Annotated in this window: 18 protein-coding genes; 6 read left to right on the top strand and 12 right to left on the bottom strand. The window is 53.5% G+C overall.

Annotated elements, in window-relative coordinates; all coding sequences use genetic code 11:
* Positions 1–194 precede the first annotated feature (194 nt).
* A complete protein-coding gene (locus G4551_RS00275; protein ID WP_005121531.1) occupies positions 195–1691 on the top strand; it encodes a C69 family dipeptidase in 1497 nt (498 codons plus the stop codon).
* Positions 1692–1727: 36 nt separating this feature from the next.
* Here G4551_RS00275 and G4551_RS00270 read toward each other — a convergent pair whose 3' ends face one another.
* Complete coding sequence (locus G4551_RS00270) at positions 1728–2630, bottom strand: LysR family transcriptional regulator (RefSeq protein WP_003840685.1); 903 nt, start codon at positions 2628–2630, stop codon at positions 1728–1730.
* 104 nt (positions 2631–2734) lie between these two features.
* On the opposite strand from G4551_RS00270, the gene G4551_RS00265 reads away from it, so the two are divergent.
* The 3 genes from G4551_RS00265 to G4551_RS00255 all read left to right on the top strand — a co-directional run bounded on the left by G4551_RS00265 (position 2735) and on the right by G4551_RS00255 (position 5070).
* Positions 2735–3742 carry a zinc-binding alcohol dehydrogenase family protein gene (locus G4551_RS00265; RefSeq protein ID WP_003840683.1) on the top strand — a complete coding sequence of 336 codons (1008 nt, stop codon included), beginning with the start codon at positions 2735–2737 and terminating at the stop codon, positions 3740–3742.
* 1 nt (position 3743) lies between these two features.
* Positions 3744–4049 (top strand): putative quinol monooxygenase, encoded by a 306-nt coding sequence (locus G4551_RS00260; RefSeq protein ID WP_003023975.1) that lies wholly within the window; start codon positions 3744–3746, stop codon positions 4047–4049.
* 118 nt (positions 4050–4167) lie between these two features.
* Complete coding sequence (locus G4551_RS00255) at positions 4168–5070, top strand: carboxylate/amino acid/amine transporter (RefSeq protein ID WP_003840681.1); 903 nt, start codon at positions 4168–4170, stop codon at positions 5068–5070.
* 28 nt (positions 5071–5098) lie between these two features.
* On the opposite strand, the gene nlpA is transcribed toward G4551_RS00255, so the two are convergent.
* The 10 genes from nlpA to G4551_RS00205 form a co-directional block, all read right to left on the bottom strand.
* Entirely contained in the window at positions 5099–5917 is an 819-nt protein-coding gene (gene nlpA, locus G4551_RS00250) for a lipoprotein NlpA (protein WP_003840678.1), read from the bottom strand.
* 124 nt (positions 5918–6041) lie between these two features.
* Positions 6042–6956, bottom strand: coding sequence for an Rpn family recombination-promoting nuclease/putative transposase (locus tag G4551_RS00245; RefSeq protein WP_003840677.1), 915 nt, complete (start codon positions 6954–6956; stop codon positions 6042–6044).
* A 211-nt stretch (positions 6957–7167) separates the two neighbouring features.
* Entirely contained in the window at positions 7168–7911 is a 744-nt protein-coding gene (gene dagF, locus G4551_RS00240; RefSeq protein WP_003840674.1) for a 2-dehydro-3-deoxy-phosphogluconate aldolase, read from the bottom strand.
* Complete coding sequence (dgaE, locus tag G4551_RS00235; protein ID WP_003840673.1) at positions 7898–9007, bottom strand: D-glucosaminate-6-phosphate ammonia lyase; 1110 nt, start codon at positions 9005–9007, stop codon at positions 7898–7900. The genes dagF and dgaE overlap by 14 nt, the downstream gene beginning before the upstream one ends.
* 3 nt (positions 9008–9010) lie before the next feature.
* The gene (locus G4551_RS00230; protein WP_005121522.1) at positions 9011–9871 is read right to left on the bottom strand and encodes a PTS system mannose/fructose/sorbose family transporter subunit IID; all 861 of its coding nucleotides are present in this window, start codon (positions 9869–9871) and stop codon (positions 9011–9013) included.
* Positions 9868–10617 carry a PTS mannose/fructose/sorbose/N-acetylgalactosamine transporter subunit IIC gene (locus G4551_RS00225; RefSeq protein ID WP_003023960.1) on the bottom strand — a complete coding sequence of 250 codons (750 nt, stop codon included), beginning with the start codon at positions 10615–10617 and terminating at the stop codon, positions 9868–9870. The genes G4551_RS00230 and G4551_RS00225 overlap by 4 nt, the downstream gene beginning before the upstream one ends.
* Before the next feature lie 25 nt (positions 10618–10642).
* Complete coding sequence (locus G4551_RS00220) at positions 10643–11128, bottom strand: PTS system mannose/fructose/N-acetylgalactosamine-transporter subunit IIB (protein ID WP_003023959.1); 486 nt, start codon at positions 11126–11128, stop codon at positions 10643–10645.
* A 12-nt stretch (positions 11129–11140) separates the two neighbouring features.
* Positions 11141–11566 carry a PTS sugar transporter subunit IIA gene (locus G4551_RS00215; RefSeq protein ID WP_003840671.1) on the bottom strand — a complete coding sequence of 142 codons (426 nt, stop codon included), beginning with the start codon at positions 11564–11566 and terminating at the stop codon, positions 11141–11143.
* Between the two features lie 210 nt (positions 11567–11776).
* Positions 11777–14575: a transcriptional regulator DagR gene (dagR, locus tag G4551_RS00210; protein ID WP_003840669.1), complete on the bottom strand. Its 2799-nt coding sequence runs from the start codon at positions 14573–14575 to the stop codon at positions 11777–11779.
* A 90-nt stretch (positions 14576–14665) separates the two neighbouring features.
* Positions 14666–15082: a GNAT family N-acetyltransferase gene (locus G4551_RS00205; protein ID WP_003840667.1), complete on the bottom strand. Its 417-nt coding sequence runs from the start codon at positions 15080–15082 to the stop codon at positions 14666–14668.
* 130 nt (positions 15083–15212) lie between these two features.
* On the opposite strand from G4551_RS00205, the gene G4551_RS00200 reads away from it, so the two are divergent.
* Together G4551_RS00200 and G4551_RS00195 are read left to right on the top strand one after the other, a co-directional pair.
* A complete protein-coding gene (locus tag G4551_RS00200) occupies positions 15213–15506 on the top strand; it encodes a YicS family protein (protein ID WP_003840665.1) in 294 nt (97 codons plus the stop codon).
* Between the two features lie 94 nt (positions 15507–15600).
* Positions 15601–16983: a glycoside hydrolase family 1 protein gene (locus G4551_RS00195; protein WP_003840664.1), complete on the top strand. Its 1383-nt coding sequence runs from the start codon at positions 15601–15603 to the stop codon at positions 16981–16983.
* Between the two features lie 48 nt (positions 16984–17031).
* Here the strand turns inward: G4551_RS00195 and nepI are convergent, their stop codons facing one another.
* Positions 17032–18225, bottom strand: a complete 1194-nt coding sequence (gene nepI, locus G4551_RS00190) for a purine ribonucleoside efflux pump NepI (protein WP_003840662.1) — start codon at positions 18223–18225, stop codon at positions 17032–17034.
* Positions 18226–18234 lie beyond the last annotated feature (9 nt).

Below are 18234 nucleotides of genomic sequence, written 5' to 3'. Positions count from 1 at the left end.
ATTGCGTAATAATTAAGCGAAATGGGCGTTTTATTTTGTCCAGAAGACTTCAATCTACGGATGGATATTTGGAGAAGGCGTGGGCAGGGGCGTTTATCTCTCTCGCGAGCAATGTCTGAAGGTTCAGGCGTTATCGCATTTCAGGAAACGGTATGTTTCCGGTGTATTTTTGGCGTACATATGAGGGATACGTAATGTTTACTTTTAAAAAGTGCCTGATTGCACTTTCTATAAATTTGGCCGTTGTTTCATCAGGTTTTGCTTGTACGACCCTGCTGGTCGGTAACGAAGCATCAGCGGACGGCTCGATGCTGGTTGCCCGTAGCGCTGACAGCGATGCCCTGAAAGCGCAACATTTTGTCATTCACCCGGCAAAACAGAATCAGACCGGGGTATACAGCACCAAAGCACATAACGGTGCGAATGACTTTACCTGGCCGCTACCCAAAAACTCGCTGCGTTATACCACTGTTCCAAACTGGAAAACCCAACTGCACGGCGCGACCGGATTTAACGAGCTGGGCGTTGGCGTGAGCGGCACAGAATCTATTTTTGCCTCACCAAAAGCGCTGGCCGCCGACCCGTACGTTGAGGATAAAGGGATCACCGAAGACGATATTCCGGATATTCTGCTGTCGCAGAGTAAAACCGCGCGTGAAGCCGTGGCGCTACTGGGCCATATCGTTGAGACCGTCGGCGCAGGCGAAGGCTTTGGCGTTGCCGTCGTCGACGATAACGAGATCTGGTATCTGGAAACCGGCAGCGGCCATCAGTGGATGGCGCAGCGTCTGCCAAATAACCAGTATTTTGCCACCGGTAACCAGGGCCGCTTACAGGATTACGATCCGAAAAACCCGGACATGATGGCGTCAAAAAACCTGATTCAATTTGCGACCGAAAAGGGTCTGTACGAACCGGCCAAAGATGGCAAATTCAACTTCTCCAAAGCCTATACCCGTGATGATGAGCGTGACCGCACGTATAACGACCCTCGCGTTTGGACCATCCAGAAAGAGTTCAATCCTTCCGTAAACCAGGATATGGCCAAAGGACGTGAATTCCCGGTCTTCATGACGCCAGAGAAGAAAATGACACTGGACGATGTGAAGGCCGTACTGCGTAACCATTATGAAGGCACCAGCCATGACCCCTACACCAACGGTCTGAACGGCAAAGAGCCATGGCGTCCGGTCAGCGTCTTCCGCACCTATGAAGCGCATGTTATGCAGGTCCGTCCGTGGTTGCCAAAAGAGATCGGTGAAACGACCTACATTGGTTTGGGCATGGCCGACCTCACCGCCTTTGTTCCGTACTACAGCGGCCTGAAAGCGTATCCGGCTAACTATACGATGGGTACCGATAAAGCGGACGATCAGTCTATCTACTGGAAATATCGTAAATTACAAACGCTGACGATGACCGATTATCCGAAGCTCGCGCCAATCGTCAAAAAAGCCTACAAAGCGTGGGAAGACAAAGTGGCCAAGGAGCAAAAAGAGGTTGAAGCAGAGTATCTGAAGATGGCGAAAACTGATAAACCAGCCGCCGATAAGATGCTGAATGACTTCAACCTGCGCATCATGGCCGACGCCGAGAAGCTGACGGAAGATCTGACTAATCAGCTATTTACCATCCGCACCAAAGACATTCAGTCTGATATCTTCTTTGCAAACGCTGCGAAAAAAGACTGAGTAACGACGCGATAGTATTCTGGCGTAAAACGCTTATTAGCTTTGCGCCAGCATTTCACACCGCGCCTTCACTGCGTCGTGCAGCAGACGGACTGCTCTTGAAAGCTGCTTCCGATGGGGGCAAATCATATTCAGCGGGACTTTCTCCCCCTGATAATCCGGCATCAGCAGTTGTAATCGACCGTCACGCACATCTTCGCTGACATCCAGCCACGACTTGTACGCCACACCTTCCCCGGCAATTGCCAGCCGTCGGATCACTTCCGCATCGTCGCTCATAATGGTGCCGTTAACCTGCACACTACTGACCTCGCCGTTGCGCGTAAACGTCCAGCGATCGTGCAGACGGCCGCGTAATACGAAGGTCATGGCGTTGAGCTGTGTTAAATCATCCGGGGTTTGCGGCGCGCCGTTTTGTGTAACCCATTCCGGTGATGCCACCAGCACACGTCGGTTACTCGGTGCAACGGGCAGCGCAATGTAAGACGCGTCTTCGGTATTGCCATAGCGAAACGCAACATCGACGGGGTCTTTAAAGACATCCGTCACCTGATCAGAGAAAAAAATCCGCAGGCGCAGCGCGGGATAGCGGCGTCGAAACGACTGAAAGACCGGCAGCAGCAGGTTACGGCCAAGATCGGAAGGCACGGCGATTTGCAGCGTGCCAGAAACTTCATCTTCTGGGGTCTGAATTTTTTGCAGCCCGGCATGCATCACGTCCAGCATCTGGCGGGCATAGGGTAGCCAGACCTCGCCCTCCGGCGTCAGGCGTAGGCTGCGCGTGGAGCGGGCGAACAAGCGGATAGCCAACGTAGACTCCAGTCGCTTGATAGCTGAACTGACCTGAGCAGGCTGAACGCCGACTTCGCGCGCAGCATCGCTAAAACTATTCAGCGCCGCGGCGCGGACAAACAACGTGAGATCTTCAAGCCGGAACATTTTCACTCCCCGAGTATAAGTCCTGTCGCCGTAGGGCTATTTTTCCCGTTCTGCTACCGGTTTACCATCGAATTATTCAACTGATTCCTGTGACCGGAGAGACCATGAAAGCCATCGCTATTACCCGCGCCGCGACCGACGGCAATAACATTGAATTTTTACAAGAGATTGACCTGCCCATGCCAGTCGCTACCGGGCACGATCTGCTGGTTGAAGTGAAAGCCATTTCCGTCAATCCCGTTGATACCAAGGTTCGCGAAGGTTTTAACGCCGATGTGCCGCGCGTTCTGGGCTGGGACGCCGTTGGCGTGGTGAAGTCCGTGGGTGAAGCCGTCACCCTGTTCACACCTGGCGATGAAGTCTGGTATGCCGGAGCGCTGGGCCGCACTGGCAGTAACAGTGAATTTCAGCTGGTTGATGAACGTATTACCGCGCTGAAGCCAAAAACACTGGATAATGCTTCTGCTGCGGCGCTGCCGCTGACCGCCATCACCGCCTGGGAAATGCTGTTCGACCGTCTGGGCGTTGAGGAAAATAGCAATGAAGATGATGTGTTATTGATCGTTGGCGCGGCTGGCGGCGTCGGTTCTATTCTGACGCAACTGGCCAGTAAGCTGACCAAAATGACCGTCATCGGTACGGCATCACGTCCGCAGAGCCAGAAATGGGTTCGTGAAGCGGGCGCTCATCATGTGATTGACCACAGCAAGCCGTTGACGGAAGAGCTGGCACGGATAGGCATTAAAGAGGTGACGCACGTTGCCAGCCTGAACAATACCGAGCAGCACTATTCGCAAATTATTGCCGCCCTGGCACCGCAGGGAAAACTGGCGTTGATTGACGATCCGCACACTCTCGATGCGCGTCCGCTGAAGGCCAAAAGCATTTCGCTGCACTGGGAGTTTATGTTTACCCGTTCGATGTTTACCACCCACGACATCATTGCGCAGCATCAGTTACTGACCCGCGTGGCACAGCTGATCGACAGCAACACCATCCGCACCACGCTGGGCGAACATTTTGGCGCGATCACCGCGGCAAATCTGCAAAAAGCCCACGCGCAAATTGAAACCGGTCGTTCGGTCGGCAAGATTGTGCTGGAGGGGTTTTAACATGTCAGATTCAGAAGTGATTTCAATTATTGCGGTACTGAAAGCCAAACCAGGGAAAATCGATGCACTGAAACAGGCACTGCAGGCTCTGTTACTGCCTACTCGCCGGGAGCCGGGCAATATTGAATATGCCCTGTTCCAGTTACGCGACACGCCGGATGTGTTTTACGTGCGCGAATCCTGGCACGGTCAGGCCGGTCTGGACGAGCATATCGCTCTGCCACATTTCCAGGCGTTCATTCTACAAATGAACGATCTGCTAGCCGAACCGCTACGGCTGGATTATCTGACGCCGATTGCGCCATAAAATAACTACCGAAGCCCCCTGCCGCGTGGGGGGCTACACCAGTCATGTCTCACTCGCTTCGCTATCTCTGCTATGATGCCTGCACACAAATAAAACAAAACAACATGCCGAGGGAAAGATGAGTTCCACCAGAAGAGGGATGATGAACGTCCTGATTGCCGCCGTATTGTGGGGAAGTTCAGGCGTTTGCGCGCAGTACATCATGGAGCAAAGTCAGATGTCGTCGCAGTTTCTGACCATGACACGTCTGATTTTCGCCGGGCTGATTCTGCTGATGCTCTCTTTCGTTCACGGCGACAAAGTGTTCTCCATTATCAAAAACCGCAAAGACGCCATCAGCCTGCTGATTTTTTCCGTAGTTGGAGCGCTCACCGTACAGCTCACCTTTCTGCTGACCATTGAAAAATCCAACGCCGCCACCGCGACGGTGCTTCAATTTTTGTCACCGACCATTATCGTGGCGTGGTTTTCCGTGGTGCGCAAAGCACGACCGGGGATTTTAGTGCTGACCGCAATCTTCACCTCGCTCATCGGCACCTTCTTACTGGTCACCCACGGTAACCCAACGTCGCTGTCTATCTCACCTGCCGCGCTGTTCTGGGGAATTGCCTCGGCGTTTGCCGCCGCGTTCTACACCACCTACCCCTCAACGCTTATCGCGCGCTACGGCACGCTGCCGGTCGTCGGCTGGAGTATGTTAATCGGCGGCATGATCCTGCTGCCGTTTTATGCCGGACAGGGCACTAATTTCGTGGTGAATGGCAGTTTGATTCTGGCGTTTTTCTATCTGGTGGTCATCGGCACGTCGCTGACGTTTAGCCTGTACCTGAAAGGCGCGCAGATGATTGGCGGACCGAAAGCGAGCATTTTAAGCTGCGCAGAACCGTTGAGCAGCGCGTTGCTGTCACTACTGTTGTTAGGTATTACCTTTACCCTGCCAGACTGGCTGGGCACGCTTTTAATCCTCTCATCGGTAGTGCTGATCTCAATGGACTCACGTCGCCGCGCCAGAACGGTTTAACCCCAACCGGCGCGGCAACGGGTCACGATTACCAACCCGGAACCGCGCCGCCGTTAAAGATAGTTTCTGCCGCCTTTGCCACTTCCGGTGACTGATAAGATTGCAGGAATTCTTTCACATTCTCGGCATCTTTGTTGTCTTCTCGCGCCACCAGGATGTTCACGTACGGTGAGTTTTTGTCTTCGATAAATACGCTGTCATGTACCGGGGAAAGACCAGTTTGCTGGATGTAGGTGGTACTGATAATCGCTACATCCACTTTCTGATCGTCCAATACGCGCGGCAACTGCGCGCCTTCCAGTTCCATAATTTTCAGATGCCGCGGATTATCAGTGATATCCAACGCTGTTGGCAGCAAGCCGGTATCCGCTTTCAGCGTAATTAACTTCTCTTTTTGCAGCAGCAACAGCGCCCGCCCGAGGTTGGTTGGATCGTTAGGTATCGCAATCGTTGCACCGTCTTTTAGTTCAGCGACGGTTTTGATTTTCTTCGAATACCCTGCCATCGGGAACACAAAGGTATTGCCCACCGCAACCAGCTTATAGTCGTGTGCTTTATTATCTTGTTCGAGGAACGGACGATGCTGGAAGACGTTGGCATCCAGCTCACCATGATTAGTGGCATCGTTGGGCAGCAGAGAACCGCTAAAACCCACCAGTTCAACATCGAGGCCGTACTTCTCTTTGGCCACTTTCTTCGCGACCTCCGCCACATCCTGCTCGGCACCGTTAATCACACCCACTTTGATATGCTTTGCATCACTGCTCTGTTGATCGCATCCTGCCAGCAATAACCCCGCCAGTAATACCGCCGCCCCGGCCCCAAAAAAAGGTATCTTCAGCTTCACGTTCTATCCTTTTGCAATAACCGCCTGATGAGTAATGAAATGACTATAGCGGCAAGGTCGCTGCGGTTTAAAAAACGAAAAAGCATCAGCAAGAAGAAAAAGGCATAACAGGGAAAGAGAAGGATTAGTCTGAATGTGCCGCCAGTTCGTCCAACGAAAGTCCGGTAATAATCAGCACCAGTTCACGATCAATACCCTTCTCCAGCATGGCATGGGCTATCCGCAACGCTTCGTCTTGTTTACCTTCGAGTTTACCCTCTAATAAACCCCTTCTTCGCCCCGACTCGCGTAAACATTCTGCAATAGTCATTAATCTCTCCTTGTGTTGGGGAACGCGTAAAGCCACCTCGCGAATAAACGCCTCGAAACGCGGTGCGCTGCCAGACTGCATCAGATAATTAAATAGCGTTTCTACCTGGCTGTCATTAGCGTATCCCTTAACCAGCAGAGCAACCAGGTTATCCACCAGCACCATCAGGTCACGTTCACGTATATGCTTCTGGACAAGCTCAAGTAGCGCCATCTGCCGATGCTGCATAATCTCATCATCAGACACCGCCGTGATGTCTACCAGCGGGAAGGCAGAACCATAAAGCTGCCGTGCGGTTTCTGGATCGTCAAATTCATCCAGCCAACACAGCGAGTATGGATACGGGCTGTCAACGCCATGATAAAAAAGTATCGGCACCACCAGCGGCAGCGTTTTGTGTCCTGCATCAAGATGCTTCTGCATCGTAGCAATGGCATAACGCATCATCCTGAATGCCATATGAGCATCTGGCGAGCTTTGGTGTTCAATCAACGCGTAGATATAGCCTTTACCGGTTCTAGTTTTTAGCGACCACAGAACATCGGAATAACTGGCACGCAGATCCTCCTCAATAAAACTCCCGGGTTCCAGTTTCAGTGTATCCAGATCGCAAAGCTCATGTAATGACGCAGGAAGATAGGTATCAAGAAAATCCCGCGCCGTATCTGGATGACCTAAGAATTTTTTAAACACCGCATCATGCGGTGTAGATGTTGTTGGTTTTTGCATGGCGGTCCGTCACCGGAAGAACAAGATGACGGGACATTACTCGCCAGTGGCACAGACGACATCAGGGAAATTATCTCTCTGCGAGGCGCTTTCGAGGATAAATACATGCTGGTGCAATATATTCATTTTCAGGGAAGGGTGTTCGCAAAAATGCCCGGTGGCACCTAACGCTTACCGGGCATTTTTTGTGTGCCATCCGGCGATAGCAACATCACACCAGGGCTTTGACTATCTCCATTAACCTGGCGACATCTTCAGGTCGGGTATTACCGGTCTGAGGGTCGATAATCGAGCTGTAAACATGCGGCATGACGCGCGGTACTCCTGCTTCCAGACAGGATTGCAGGATAATGCCGAAGTTATCGAGATCGATACCGCCGGTCGGCTCAATCAACGTCATGCCGTTGCGCGCCGCTGTCGTCGCCAGTGCGTACAACTCAGGCAGGGACTGCTCACCGCCCATTGGGAAGAACTTCGCCGCATGCGCGCCAGAGTCCAGCATCATACGTACCGCTGCATCACAGGAAACGTGGGCTGGCGTGCCCTGGCTGCTGCTGACGCCAGTGGAGATCAACACTTCCCCCGGCATGCCCGTGGGACTGACTAACGCGTTGATATGGGTCTGTTCACCGCCCGTTGCCGCCAGCGCCCCTGCCGCAAACCCACAACCGGTAAAGGTCTGGTTGACGTGTGCCGGATGGACCTGTGAGGCAATCATCGCCGCTTTGTAATACTGCGCCGGGTCGCCCGCCCCCAGCCCCACGGAAATCGACGGCACGTCGACCATCCAGCGTTTTACTTCCTTAACCCCTTCCTCAACCGAGGAGAACTGCGCCGAAAGAATGCCGATCACCGCGTGACCTTCGGCAGCGTCATAGATTTCCCGGGCGTTGGCGATATCCTTCGCCAGCACGTTAATAGCCACTTTATTGCGATAAAAATTAATGTGCTGCATGGTCTGCAATCTCCTTTAGTCGGGCCACGATCAGTGCCATTTCCCCTTCTGCAACCGTACGCGGGTCAAGACTAAAGACGCCTTGATGAAGGTTGTAACGGCGAGCGTAAATCGCGATATCACCCTCTCGCAGCTGCGCTTCTACGGCGTAAGCATCCATCCCCAGCTCTTGTGCATTCACCCGAATACGAATCCGCCAGATGGCGCGCCCGGCTTCGTCCTGCTCAATATCCGCATCCAGTCCGCGAATCGCTGAAATCGCCTGCGCCACAGGTTGCAGTTCTTCAGCGGTGACCACAGTTTGCCCCTGATGATAGTTTTCCAGGGCATACACCAGCCCGACCATATTCTCTTTGCCGATCTTCATCGCCCGGGCAATTCCGTGATGCTGCGCTTTACACGCGGCAATCCACTGTTTCTTCCCGGTGATAAACCCGGAGGTCGGTGCGTTAAAGGCTTTTGCCCCGCTGTAGACCACCATATCCGCCCCGCTCGCCACCCAGGCGTGTAAGTCTTCCTCGGCGGCGGCATCGACAATCAGCGGCAGGTTATGAACCTGCGCCACCTGTACGAAGTCTGCAATGCTCAACATGCCTTTCTGCACGCAGTGGTGCGATTTCACGTACAGCAGCGCGGCGGTGTTATCGGTAATCGCGCTCTCCAGCTGCCAGCGGGCCGCCAGATTACTTGAGCCAACCTCCACCACGCGTCCGCCGCCTAAGCGGATCGCGCTGGTGATGGGCGCACCGTAGTCAACGTTATGCCCGCGCAGCATGACCACTTCATTGGCCATACCCGCGCTGTCCGGCATCAGCGTGACACTAGCCTGGTCACCGCGGGTAATGGCGGCGGCAACGGCAATCGCAATACCCGCCGAGGCGCACGAAGTAACATAGCTGTCCTCCGCGCCGGTGTAGCGGGAAACCAATTGACCGGTACGGTCCACCAGCCGGTCAATTTCAACAAAGGCCGAAGCTGCCCGCGCGGTGGCTTGCATCACTTCCGGCGCGACGCTGGAAACGCCCAAAATCGTCATCTTGCCGCAGGCGTTAATCACCTGTTTTAGCCCCAATTGTTGGTAGATATTCTGTGTCATGGCTTACAGCACTCCCAGTAGCGAGCAGACCACGCTGAGCGCAACAATCGATAGCAAAATCGTGGTGTAACGCGGCCCTTTCTTCACCAGATAGAAATAAATGGCGAACACCGCCGCCAGCGGCAACAGACCGGGGGCAATAGAGTCGAGGATTTGCTGAACCACCACTTCAGAGCCTTTCAGGGCGCTGAGTTTTAACGGCGTGGTGATCTTGACGTAGCTCGCAGAAAGCGCACCCATCATGATCAGGCCCAGCACGTTCGCGCCGTAGATCAGTTCCTTTATTCGCCCTCCCTGCAGCAGACCAATTATCGAGTCACGTCCCAGCGTATAGCCTTTGTGCACCATACCGTAGCTGATTGCCAACGTAATGGCCGGGTAGAGGATTAACGGTACAATTCCGCCCATCGCGCTGCCATTTGCCGCGAATGGGATAAAAATAGCAATTAACAGCGGCATCACGGCGGCCCAGATGATCGAGTCCCCCATCCCGGCCAGCGGTCCCATTAGCCCGGTTTTAATCCCGGTAATTGAAGCATCGCTGATCGGCTCGCCGCGGGTTTTCTGTTCCTCCATCGCAATGGAGATCCCCTGAATCACCGCCCCGAACGTCTGCTCTGAGTTGAAGAAGTTCAGATGGCGTTTCAGCGCTTCTACCTGTTCCTCTTTTTGCGGGTAGAGCTTTTTGATGATCGGCGTCATCGAGGCGCAGAAAATCAGGCTCTGCAAACGCTCATAGGAGCTGGAAACTTCTGCACCCAGCCAGTAGATAAACCAGGCTTTGGTGATATCGGCTTTGGTCAGCGTGCCGCTTTCACGCGCACGCTCCACCAGTTCATGTTGCATTACGTCGCTGCTCATCATGCTGCTCCTTCATTTTTTGCCAGACCTTTAATCAGGAAAGCCACGCAGGTACCAAAGATTGCCATCGCCATGATGTCTACCTTCAGGTACAGCACCGCAAAGAAACCGCCGATAAACCACGGCAGAAGGCTCTTTTTACCGATCACCATAATGGTAATGGCGAAGCCCAACGCTGGCAGAATGCCGCCCATAATTTCAAAGGAGTGCGTCAGCCAGTGCGGCATCAGCTTGAGGAAGCTTTCCACCACGTCCTGACCAAAATAGTTGGCGGCGAAAACCACCGGGAAACGCAGTACAAGGCCAAGCAACGCCGGGTAGAGGAATGCACAGCGCATAATGCCCGCCATGTTGGCCGTTTCCGCATGCTTGTCGGCCATATGTACCCACGCTGCGTTTAACGTGCGGCGCAACTGGTCGAGGAACACGCCGATGACGCCAAACGGGATCGCCAGCGCGATAGCCAGGTTCGGGTCCATTCCGGCCTTCACAGCGATAGGAATTGAAATACAGGCGGCCAGCGCAGGATCCGACGGGACGTTACCGCCTGGCGTAGAGGTCACGCCGAGATAAACCAGCTGCATACCGGCACCGATGATCATCGCCGTTTCCATGTTGCCTAACAGCAAGCCAACGAATACGGCAATCACTACCGGTTGCAGCAGCATAGCGGAGAAGGTGTAGCCAAGGCGTAATCGGGCAAACCAGTAATACAACCCCATCAGGCTTGCAAAGACTAAAGTATCCATAGTTAAGTACCCTGTTATCAAAGAATTAGAATTTTTTCAGGATATCGTCCAGCGACTGAGGCTTATCTTCCGGGATAGTCTGGAAGAACACCTGAATCCCACGATTTTTCAGGTCGCTCAGAATGCCGACGTCTTTTTCATCCAGCGTAATGTTCTGGAATACCGCTTTGCGGTTTGGCCCACCGCCCAGCCCACCGACCTGAATGGTAGTGACGTCAAACCCCAACTGGACCGCTTCCTGAACCGCCGCCAGAGAAGGGAACAGCACCAGCACTTTGCCGTCACCAAGCTGGTTTTCTTTCCAGGCGGCCGCAAAACTTTGGTTACCGAAACAATCCACTTTGATGTTTGGCGGCGCGGCCATCAGGTAGATGTTTTTCATAAACGGATCGGCATCCAGCTCATCGCTAACCACCGCAATCCGGTTTGCCTGAGATTGCCCAACCCATTTGGTCACCACTTGTCCATGAATCAGACGGCTATCGATACGACATAAGACGATGTTTGCCATGATGTTTATTCCTTATTGTGATTGTTGTAATTGACGCACGTGGGCGACAACGTCCAGGCAACTGCTACGCCCGGCGTCGACCAGTTCAGCCACGCAGGTGGTCAACCGGCCATGCTCGCGTTTGTCGAGCGCCTCCAGCAGCAAAGAGGCGTTGAGCCCGGAAATAACAGCCACCGGGTAATCGGCGCTCAGCCGCGCCGCCACGTTGGAGGTGGTGCCGCCAATAAAATCAGTCAGGATCAGTGAGCCTTCCGGCATGGTTTTCACTACGGCTTCAACGCGCTGATAAAACTCGCCGAGCGTATCAACGGGCATCAGCGCAATTTCCGTCACGCCTTTGATTTCACCCATCACCATGCGCAGGCTGTTGCAAAGCTGTTGCCCCCAGCCGCCATGGGTCAGCAGCAGGATCTGGGGCAAAGATTCAGTGGTAGTCAAAATGGCCTCCTGGCTCGATTACATGAGACTTGCAATGCCTGATGGCGCTTCGCTTATCAGGCCACGGCAAGTGCTTTGTAGGCCGGATAAGGCGTTTTATGCCGCCATCCGGCAAACTCATCAAAGTAAGAGCAAAGGCTGTGCCAGAATTTGTGTCACGCGGGGAAGAGAGGAGCGCTGGCGAGGCAGAAAGCCGCGCCAGTAAAGGGATTAGCTATACAGCAGTTCGTAGATATAAAAATATTCCGCGTCCGATAAGCGAATGGCATAGGCCTCTTCGATCGGCAGGAAAGCGGATTTAATGACACTAAACGCGCGATTATCCAGATCCGGCTTGTTCTCCAGCGCCATCTGTAACGGTTTGCGGTTAATCACGATACGCTCGACCATACAGCAGCAGTGGATCAGGAAGCGCAGTGTCACCTGACGGCTCGGTTTGAGCGAAAGCGCGGTGGTCAGATGATTCAGCACGCCTTCCATCTCTTTGAGAATACGCTGCGGGTTGAGCACCGAAATATGGTTAATGATGCTCTCCATAGTCAACGCGCTGATAAAGCGCATCGCGCTGCGCTCCATCTCCAGACGGCGTTCGCTGCTGGAGAGATCTGGCGTCAGCAGGCTGAGTACCAGCTCGGGGCCTTGCTCAGAGAACAGCTCCTCGAGCGAGATAAACGGAATATCCGGCAGTCCTGGCTGGAAAGTGCCCACTATTCCCGCCAGGCGTTCACTGGCGTTAATCGCCTGCTGAACACGCTCCAGGCTGCGAACTTCGTTGTAATCGAGGATCACCATCCGCGTATCCTGCGACATCAACTCACCGAAGCTCTCTTCCAGCACCTTTTTGATTTTTTCTGCCGTTCCCATCCCGGTGATGCAGGAGATAACCAGCACTTTACCGCTGTTTTCCTGCTGCGGAGTACACAGCTGACAGGGAATATTTTTGCTCTGCATCAACGCCGCCAGTTGCGGTAAGTCACTGGTTTCGTAGCTTAAATCCAGCCCGATTTCCAGCAGGCTGGTGAGCGTGATATTGGGCATCAGCAGAACGTCTATCTGGAATAATTTGCTGATCGTACTGCCAAAATGGACCAGCGAGCCAATATCCACCATCAGGATCAATCGGCGATATTGCCGGGTCTGGATCATCTGCGTAAGGGCTTCCAGCGTGTCATGCACCGACTGCTCAAAAGGCATATCGATAGCGCTGAACACCTCGCGCTCCAGCACGCGATTCACGTACTGCGCCTGACTTGTGGCGGTCGTCGCACCGTGGGCAATCAAAATCACCCCGCAGTCAGGACTGGCGTCAATCCGTTGGCGGTAATGGCGACACTCTTTGAGGAACAGGCACAGCCAGACCACCTCCGTCGCCGGACATTGAATATGCAGTAGCTCATTGATTTTTCGGCATAACAGCGTAGCGTTTTCGTATTCATCTTTGCAGCGATCGAGGATCAGGCTGGAAGAATAAAGTTGCGGAATAAGGCCGCGTTGCACATAGCCAATCAGCGCCAGGAAGTGTTTGCGCAGCGGGTTAACCAGATTTTCCGGCAGCGTAAAACCGAGCACCTGTTCAACGCAGCCGATCAGCAGCGTGACTCGCTCTTCAATCTGATCGCCATAGCGCGGAGGATGCGCCACGCTGTCGCGGCTGTAGAGACCATATTCAAATATCGAACTGAGCTTGTTTTTGAGGATTGCCAGCGTTTCGGCTGGCGGCACGTTGCTGTTACGCAGGTTGATATATTCGCGGGTCAGGAAGCTGTAGAAAAGATCGCTCTCTTCAATTTCGGCTCCGGTGGCCAGTGAATTTTTCAGCGCAGGCAGCGTGCGGGCATCGATGCTCAGGTGTTCTTTGCCTTCGAACAGCGCTCCAACCAACAGACGTTGTTCCGGCGTGGCGTTAAAGGGGATCTCGGTCAGACGTTTATCCAGTTGTAGCGTGTCGCTGTGCTCGGTCATCCCCGAGGCCCAGGCCTGGGCGCAGAGAAACTGAATGTCGCTCTTAAGCTGACCAATGTTGCCTTCCAGCGGCTTGTTCAGCAGCCAGAGCAGCAGGGTACGGTCGATGCTTATCGTACGCTCGATTTTGCGGCTCTCACGCTGTAAGAAGCCAACGATCAGTTCAACCTGCTCTTCCACCGAACGCTGGCGGATGCCGGGCAAATCGATACACACCTGAATACGTCGCTGGAAGGTACGCAGCAACGCCGAACTTACCGGTTCGGTGGTGGCGCAAATCAGACGCACCGAAATAGACCGCGCCACGGCGCTGGAACCCAGTGGCCGGTATTCGCCTTTGTCGAGAATAGAAAATAGCTTTTCCTGACCTTCATACGGCAGACGATGCACTTCGTCGAGCAGCAAATAGCCGCCGTCGGCTTGCTCGACCAGACCGGGTTTATTTTCATTTGCGCCGGTAAATGCCCCCTGTCGATGACCAAACAGGTGCGAAGAAAGCAGCTCCGGGTTATGGGCGTATTCCGCGCAGTTAAAGTAAACCAGCGGCGGCGACGCTCCCACTGCGCGTTCGCAGGCGAAACGGTGCATCAGTTCGGCAAAAAAGGTTTTGCCGACGCCGGAGGGACCGGTCAGCAGAACGTGCAGCCCGTGGGGATACAGCACCGCCGCGCGGCCTTTTTCCACCGCGTCGCGCAGGCTGCGATCGTAACCAATCAGGCCAGAAAAGGGATCGTCTGTCGCCTGGTTTTCCTGAACAGGCAACAGGTCGGCAACGGTTTGCACTTCACGCTCGGACTCATCGAGTTTGCGCCCCAGCAGCGTTTCAATCGCCTGACGATGCAGAAAGAATACCGGGCGTCCGCGGCTTTTAATCGCCAGGCCGTCGTTCCAGAGCTGATTGAGATCTTTACTGACCGAGTTGCGCGCCAGTCCGAGGTTAAAGCCGATAGCTTCTGCTGTGAACGCCGTTTCCTGAGCCAGATGGGCAAGATTCAGTCCACGCGTCAGCCGTTCCAGCTCCCCCAGTATTATCTCAATCCGTCTCATCTCTTTACCGCTTAAGAAATAAATGATTGTTCAGAACATACACTATTCTGCTGCGCAAGAAAGTGAGGCGGCGTCCAGACCTTCCGGTCATCAAAACGTTTTCGACAAATAATGCCGCGCGGAGCCGGTTTCCGGAAAGTTATCGAGGGTCATTTGCAGCTGATAGCCGTTTTTCTGATAAAACGGCAGCGCCTGGAAACTCATGGTATCCACCAATGCATGCAGGCATCCTCTCTCACGCGCTGTCTGCTCGGCAGACTGCATCAATTTTGTGCCGTAACCGCCTTTGCGCAGCGAATCATGCATCCACAGGAAATCAATGCACAGCCATTCGCCTTTGATTTTGCCAATCAGCCCGCCCAGAATTTCATTGCTTTCATCGCGCCAGTACACCGCCAGGTCGCCAAAGTTGGTGGTTCGCAGGAACTGGCGGTTGTAGGCGCGCAATCCGGCAAGCAGGGCATTTTGATCGTCTTCGGTAATGGTATCTGTAATCTGTATTTGCATCCTATCCTCCTGAAAAACTACAACTTCTGGCTGATTATTTGTTTAGAAATTAACACAGGCTGATGAGTGAGACGCATGCCGTCTACACTTACTCTTGAGATGATGCGCATCGACAACAAGGATTATTATCATGAAACGAGCCGCTTTACCGCTTATTGCCATTCTTTTCACGCTGCCGGGTTTAGCGCAGGCCGATTCGGCTTACGGCTCTCTACAGTCCGTTCATGAAAAAAATACTGTATTGAAGGACTTACGCAAGATTTGCACCCCACAGGGGTCGCCATCCGATGACGTGTGGGAAAAAACGATTATGTCTGATACACGTAATCAGCAGCATATCCGCGAGGCTATTCTGGCAATACAAAGAAATAACCAGAACAACTACTGGGAAGCACTTGGCAAAGTTGAATGCCCGGATTTATAAGCATCTTGTTGTAAAATGAGCACTGTAACCGGTTTCTGTGTCGCAAAAACACGTATTGTTGCCAGAACGTATAAATAGCAATGGAGCAATAACAATGCGATACCGTTTTCCAGAAAACTTCTGGTGGGGCAGTGCCTGCTCGGCACTGCAAACCGAAGGGGATAGCCTGAACGGCGGCAAAAGCCAGACCACGTGGGACGTGTGGTTCGACCGTCAGCCAGGTCGTTTCCACCAGGGGGTTGGTCCGGCAAACACCTCAACCTTTTATCAGCACTGGAAACAGGACATCGCACTGCTCAAGCAGCTGAAGCACAACAGCTTCCGTACGTCTCTGAGCTGGTCACGCCTGATCCCGGACGGTACCGGCGATGTTAATCCGGAAGCCGTCGAATTCTATAACAACGTCATCGACGAGCTGCTGGCGCAAGGCATTACGCCATTTTTCACCCTGTTCCACTTCGATATGCCAATGGTGATGCAGGAGAAAGGCGGCTGGGAAAACCGTGAGGTGGTTGAGGCGTTTGGCCGCTACGCGCAGACGTGTTTTACATTGTTCAGCAACCGGGTGAAGCACTGGTTCACCTTTAACGAGCCTATTGTCCCGGTGGAAGGCGGCTATCTGTATGACTTCCATTACCCAAACGTGGTGGATTTCAAACGCGCGGCCACCGTGGCATATCACACTGTACTGGCGCATTCCACGGCGGTGCGGGCGTATCGCGCCGGAAACTACGGCGGTGAGATCGGTGTGATCCTAAATCTGACACCCTCTTATCCACGCTCTCAGCACCCGGCGGATGTGAAAGCCGCGCACCATGCGGATCTGCTGTTTAACCGCAGCTTCCTTGACCCGGTACTAAAAGGGGAATATCCGGCGGATCTGGTCGAATTGCTGAAAGAGTACGATCAGCTACCAACCTGTCAGCCAGGCGACAGTCAGCTCATCGCCGAGGGGAAAATCGACCTGCTCGGTATCAATTATTATCAGCCGCGTCGCGTGAAATGTCGTGATACTGCGGTCAATCCAAACGCGCCGTTTATGCCGGAGTGGCTGTTTGATTATTACGAAATGCCGGGGCGTAAAATGAACCCTTACCGTGGCTGGGAAATTTATGAGCCTGGTATTTACGATATTATTACTAATCTTCGTGATAATTACGGCAACCCACGCTGCTTTATTTCTGAAAACGGTATGGGTGTGGAAAATGAGCAGCGTTTCGTTGAGCATGACCAGATCAACGACAGCTACCGCATTGAATTTGTTTCTGAGCATCTTAAATGGCTACATAAAGGCATCAGCGAAGGTTGTAATTGTCTTGGCTACCATATGTGGACTTTTATTGATAACTGGTCCTGGCTCAACGGATATAAAAACCGCTACGGTTTTGTCCAGTTAGATTTAGAAACGCAAAAACGTACGGTGAAAAAGAGCGGCGAATGGTTTGCCCATACTGCCGAAAACAATGGTTTTAATTAAAAAAATAACCAGGATGCCGGATAGCGATCCGGCATACCGAGCTTTAGTTTATTGCATACCCTTTATGCGAACTTTTGCTGCCACCAGAAGCGCCGTCAGCAGCATCAGGCTGCCGGAAAGCATCAGGGGCGACAGCAGTCCGAGAGTATCGAGCGCATAGCCTCCCACCGCAGCCCCACAGGTATTGGCAAGCTGGATCACGGCGACCTGCACCGATCCGGCTTTTTCTGCCTGATCGGCAAGCGAGCGCGTGATCCACGTCGACCAGCCGACCGGTACCAGCGCAAACAACAGTCCCCAGATAATCGCAATACCCGCCGCCACCACTTTGTCACTGCCCCACAGAATCAGGACCAGTGCACTGAGCGCCAGCACCAGTGGCGCACCGGCTAACGCCAGTTTGACCGAACGCTTCAAAATCATCGACGAAAGCGACGTACCAACAAAGCTGGCAATACCGAAGCTCAGCAGCACCAGCGTCAGGCCATCAACGTCAAAGCCCGCCAGATTCATATAGATCGGGCGAATATAGGTAAAGAAGGCGAACTGCCCGGCAAAGGACATGAAGATGGCAATCATCCCGGCCATCACCCCCGGTCGCTGCAACAGGCTGAACATGTTTTGTTTCTGATGCGAAGGCTCGCCAGGCAGCGAAGGCAACGCTCTCACCACCCAAATTGTGCACAGCACGCCCATCACCGCCGCCGCATTAAACACATTACGCCAGCCGATAATGCCGCCTAAAAAGCTCCCCAGCGGCGCGGCAATCACCAGCGCGATGGAGACTGCGCCAAAAATAACCGACAGCGCTTTCGGCACCGTACGAGCTGGAACCAGACGCATGGTCAGCGACGCCGACATAGCCCAGAAGCCACCAAGCGCCAGACCGAGACAGGCGCGGCCAACGAGCAGCAGCGAAAAAGAATTGGCAAAGGAAACCAGCAGACAGGAAAGCGTCAGCAGCACCGAAAACAGGATCACCACATAGCGACGATCGGTCGCCTGAATAATTTGCGTCACAAACAGGCTGGCGAACATGGCGACAAATGCCGTCACGGTCACCGATTGCCCCGCCACACCTTCAGAAATCCCCAGATCCTGCGCCATCGGCGTTAACAGGCTAACGGGCAGAAACTCAACGGTTATCAGGCAGGCAACACAGAACGCCACGGCAAATACCGCCGACCAGTTAGGTCGGGAATTTGCCTCAGCGCGGGATTTTTGTTCAACAGCTTCACTCATTTTGTTACC

Source organism: Citrobacter freundii ATCC 8090 = MTCC 1658 = NBRC 12681 (assembly GCF_011064845.1).
GTDB lineage: Bacteria > Pseudomonadota > Gammaproteobacteria > Enterobacterales > Enterobacteriaceae > Citrobacter > Citrobacter freundii.
This window is presented reverse-complemented; position numbering and strand designations above follow the sequence as displayed.

Excerpts from the sequence above, each read along its gene's own strand:
- G4551_RS00230 (WP_005121522.1), bottom strand. The coding sequence starts at position 9,871 with ATGATGAGCAGCGACGTAATGCAACATGAACTGGTGGAGCGTGCGCGT.
- G4551_RS00270 (WP_003840685.1), bottom strand. The coding sequence starts at position 2,630 with ATGTTCCGGCTTGAAGATCTCACGTTGTTTGTCCGCGCCGCGGCGCTG.
- dagR (WP_003840669.1), bottom strand. The coding sequence starts at position 14,575 with ATGAGACGGATTGAGATAATACTGGGGGAGCTGGAACGGCTGACGCGT.
- G4551_RS00195 (WP_003840664.1), top strand. The coding sequence starts at position 15,601 with ATGCGATACCGTTTTCCAGAAAACTTCTGGTGGGGCAGTGCCTGCTCG.
- dgaE (WP_003840673.1), bottom strand. The coding sequence starts at position 9,007 with ATGACACAGAATATCTACCAACAATTGGGGCTAAAACAGGTGATTAAC.
- G4551_RS00205 (WP_003840667.1), bottom strand. The coding sequence starts at position 15,082 with ATGCAAATACAGATTACAGATACCATTACCGAAGACGATCAAAATGCC.
- G4551_RS00260 (WP_003023975.1), top strand. The coding sequence starts at position 3,744 with ATGTCAGATTCAGAAGTGATTTCAATTATTGCGGTACTGAAAGCCAAA.
- G4551_RS00225 (WP_003023960.1), bottom strand. The coding sequence starts at position 10,617 with ATGGATACTTTAGTCTTTGCAAGCCTGATGGGGTTGTATTACTGGTTT.
- dagF (WP_003840674.1), bottom strand. The coding sequence starts at position 7,911 with ATGCAGCACATTAATTTTTATCGCAATAAAGTGGCTATTAACGTGCTG.
- nepI (WP_003840662.1), bottom strand. The coding sequence starts at position 18,225 with ATGAGTGAAGCTGTTGAACAAAAATCCCGCGCTGAGGCAAATTCCCGA.
- G4551_RS00200 (WP_003840665.1), top strand. The coding sequence starts at position 15,213 with ATGAAACGAGCCGCTTTACCGCTTATTGCCATTCTTTTCACGCTGCCG.
- G4551_RS00255 (WP_003840681.1), top strand. The coding sequence starts at position 4,168 with ATGAGTTCCACCAGAAGAGGGATGATGAACGTCCTGATTGCCGCCGTA.
- G4551_RS00245 (WP_003840677.1), bottom strand. The coding sequence starts at position 6,956 with ATGCAAAAACCAACAACATCTACACCGCATGATGCGGTGTTTAAAAAA.
- G4551_RS00220 (WP_003023959.1), bottom strand. The coding sequence starts at position 11,128 with ATGGCAAACATCGTCTTATGTCGTATCGATAGCCGTCTGATTCATGGA.
- G4551_RS00275 (WP_005121531.1), top strand. The coding sequence starts at position 195 with ATGTTTACTTTTAAAAAGTGCCTGATTGCACTTTCTATAAATTTGGCC.
- G4551_RS00265 (WP_003840683.1), top strand. The coding sequence starts at position 2,735 with ATGAAAGCCATCGCTATTACCCGCGCCGCGACCGACGGCAATAACATT.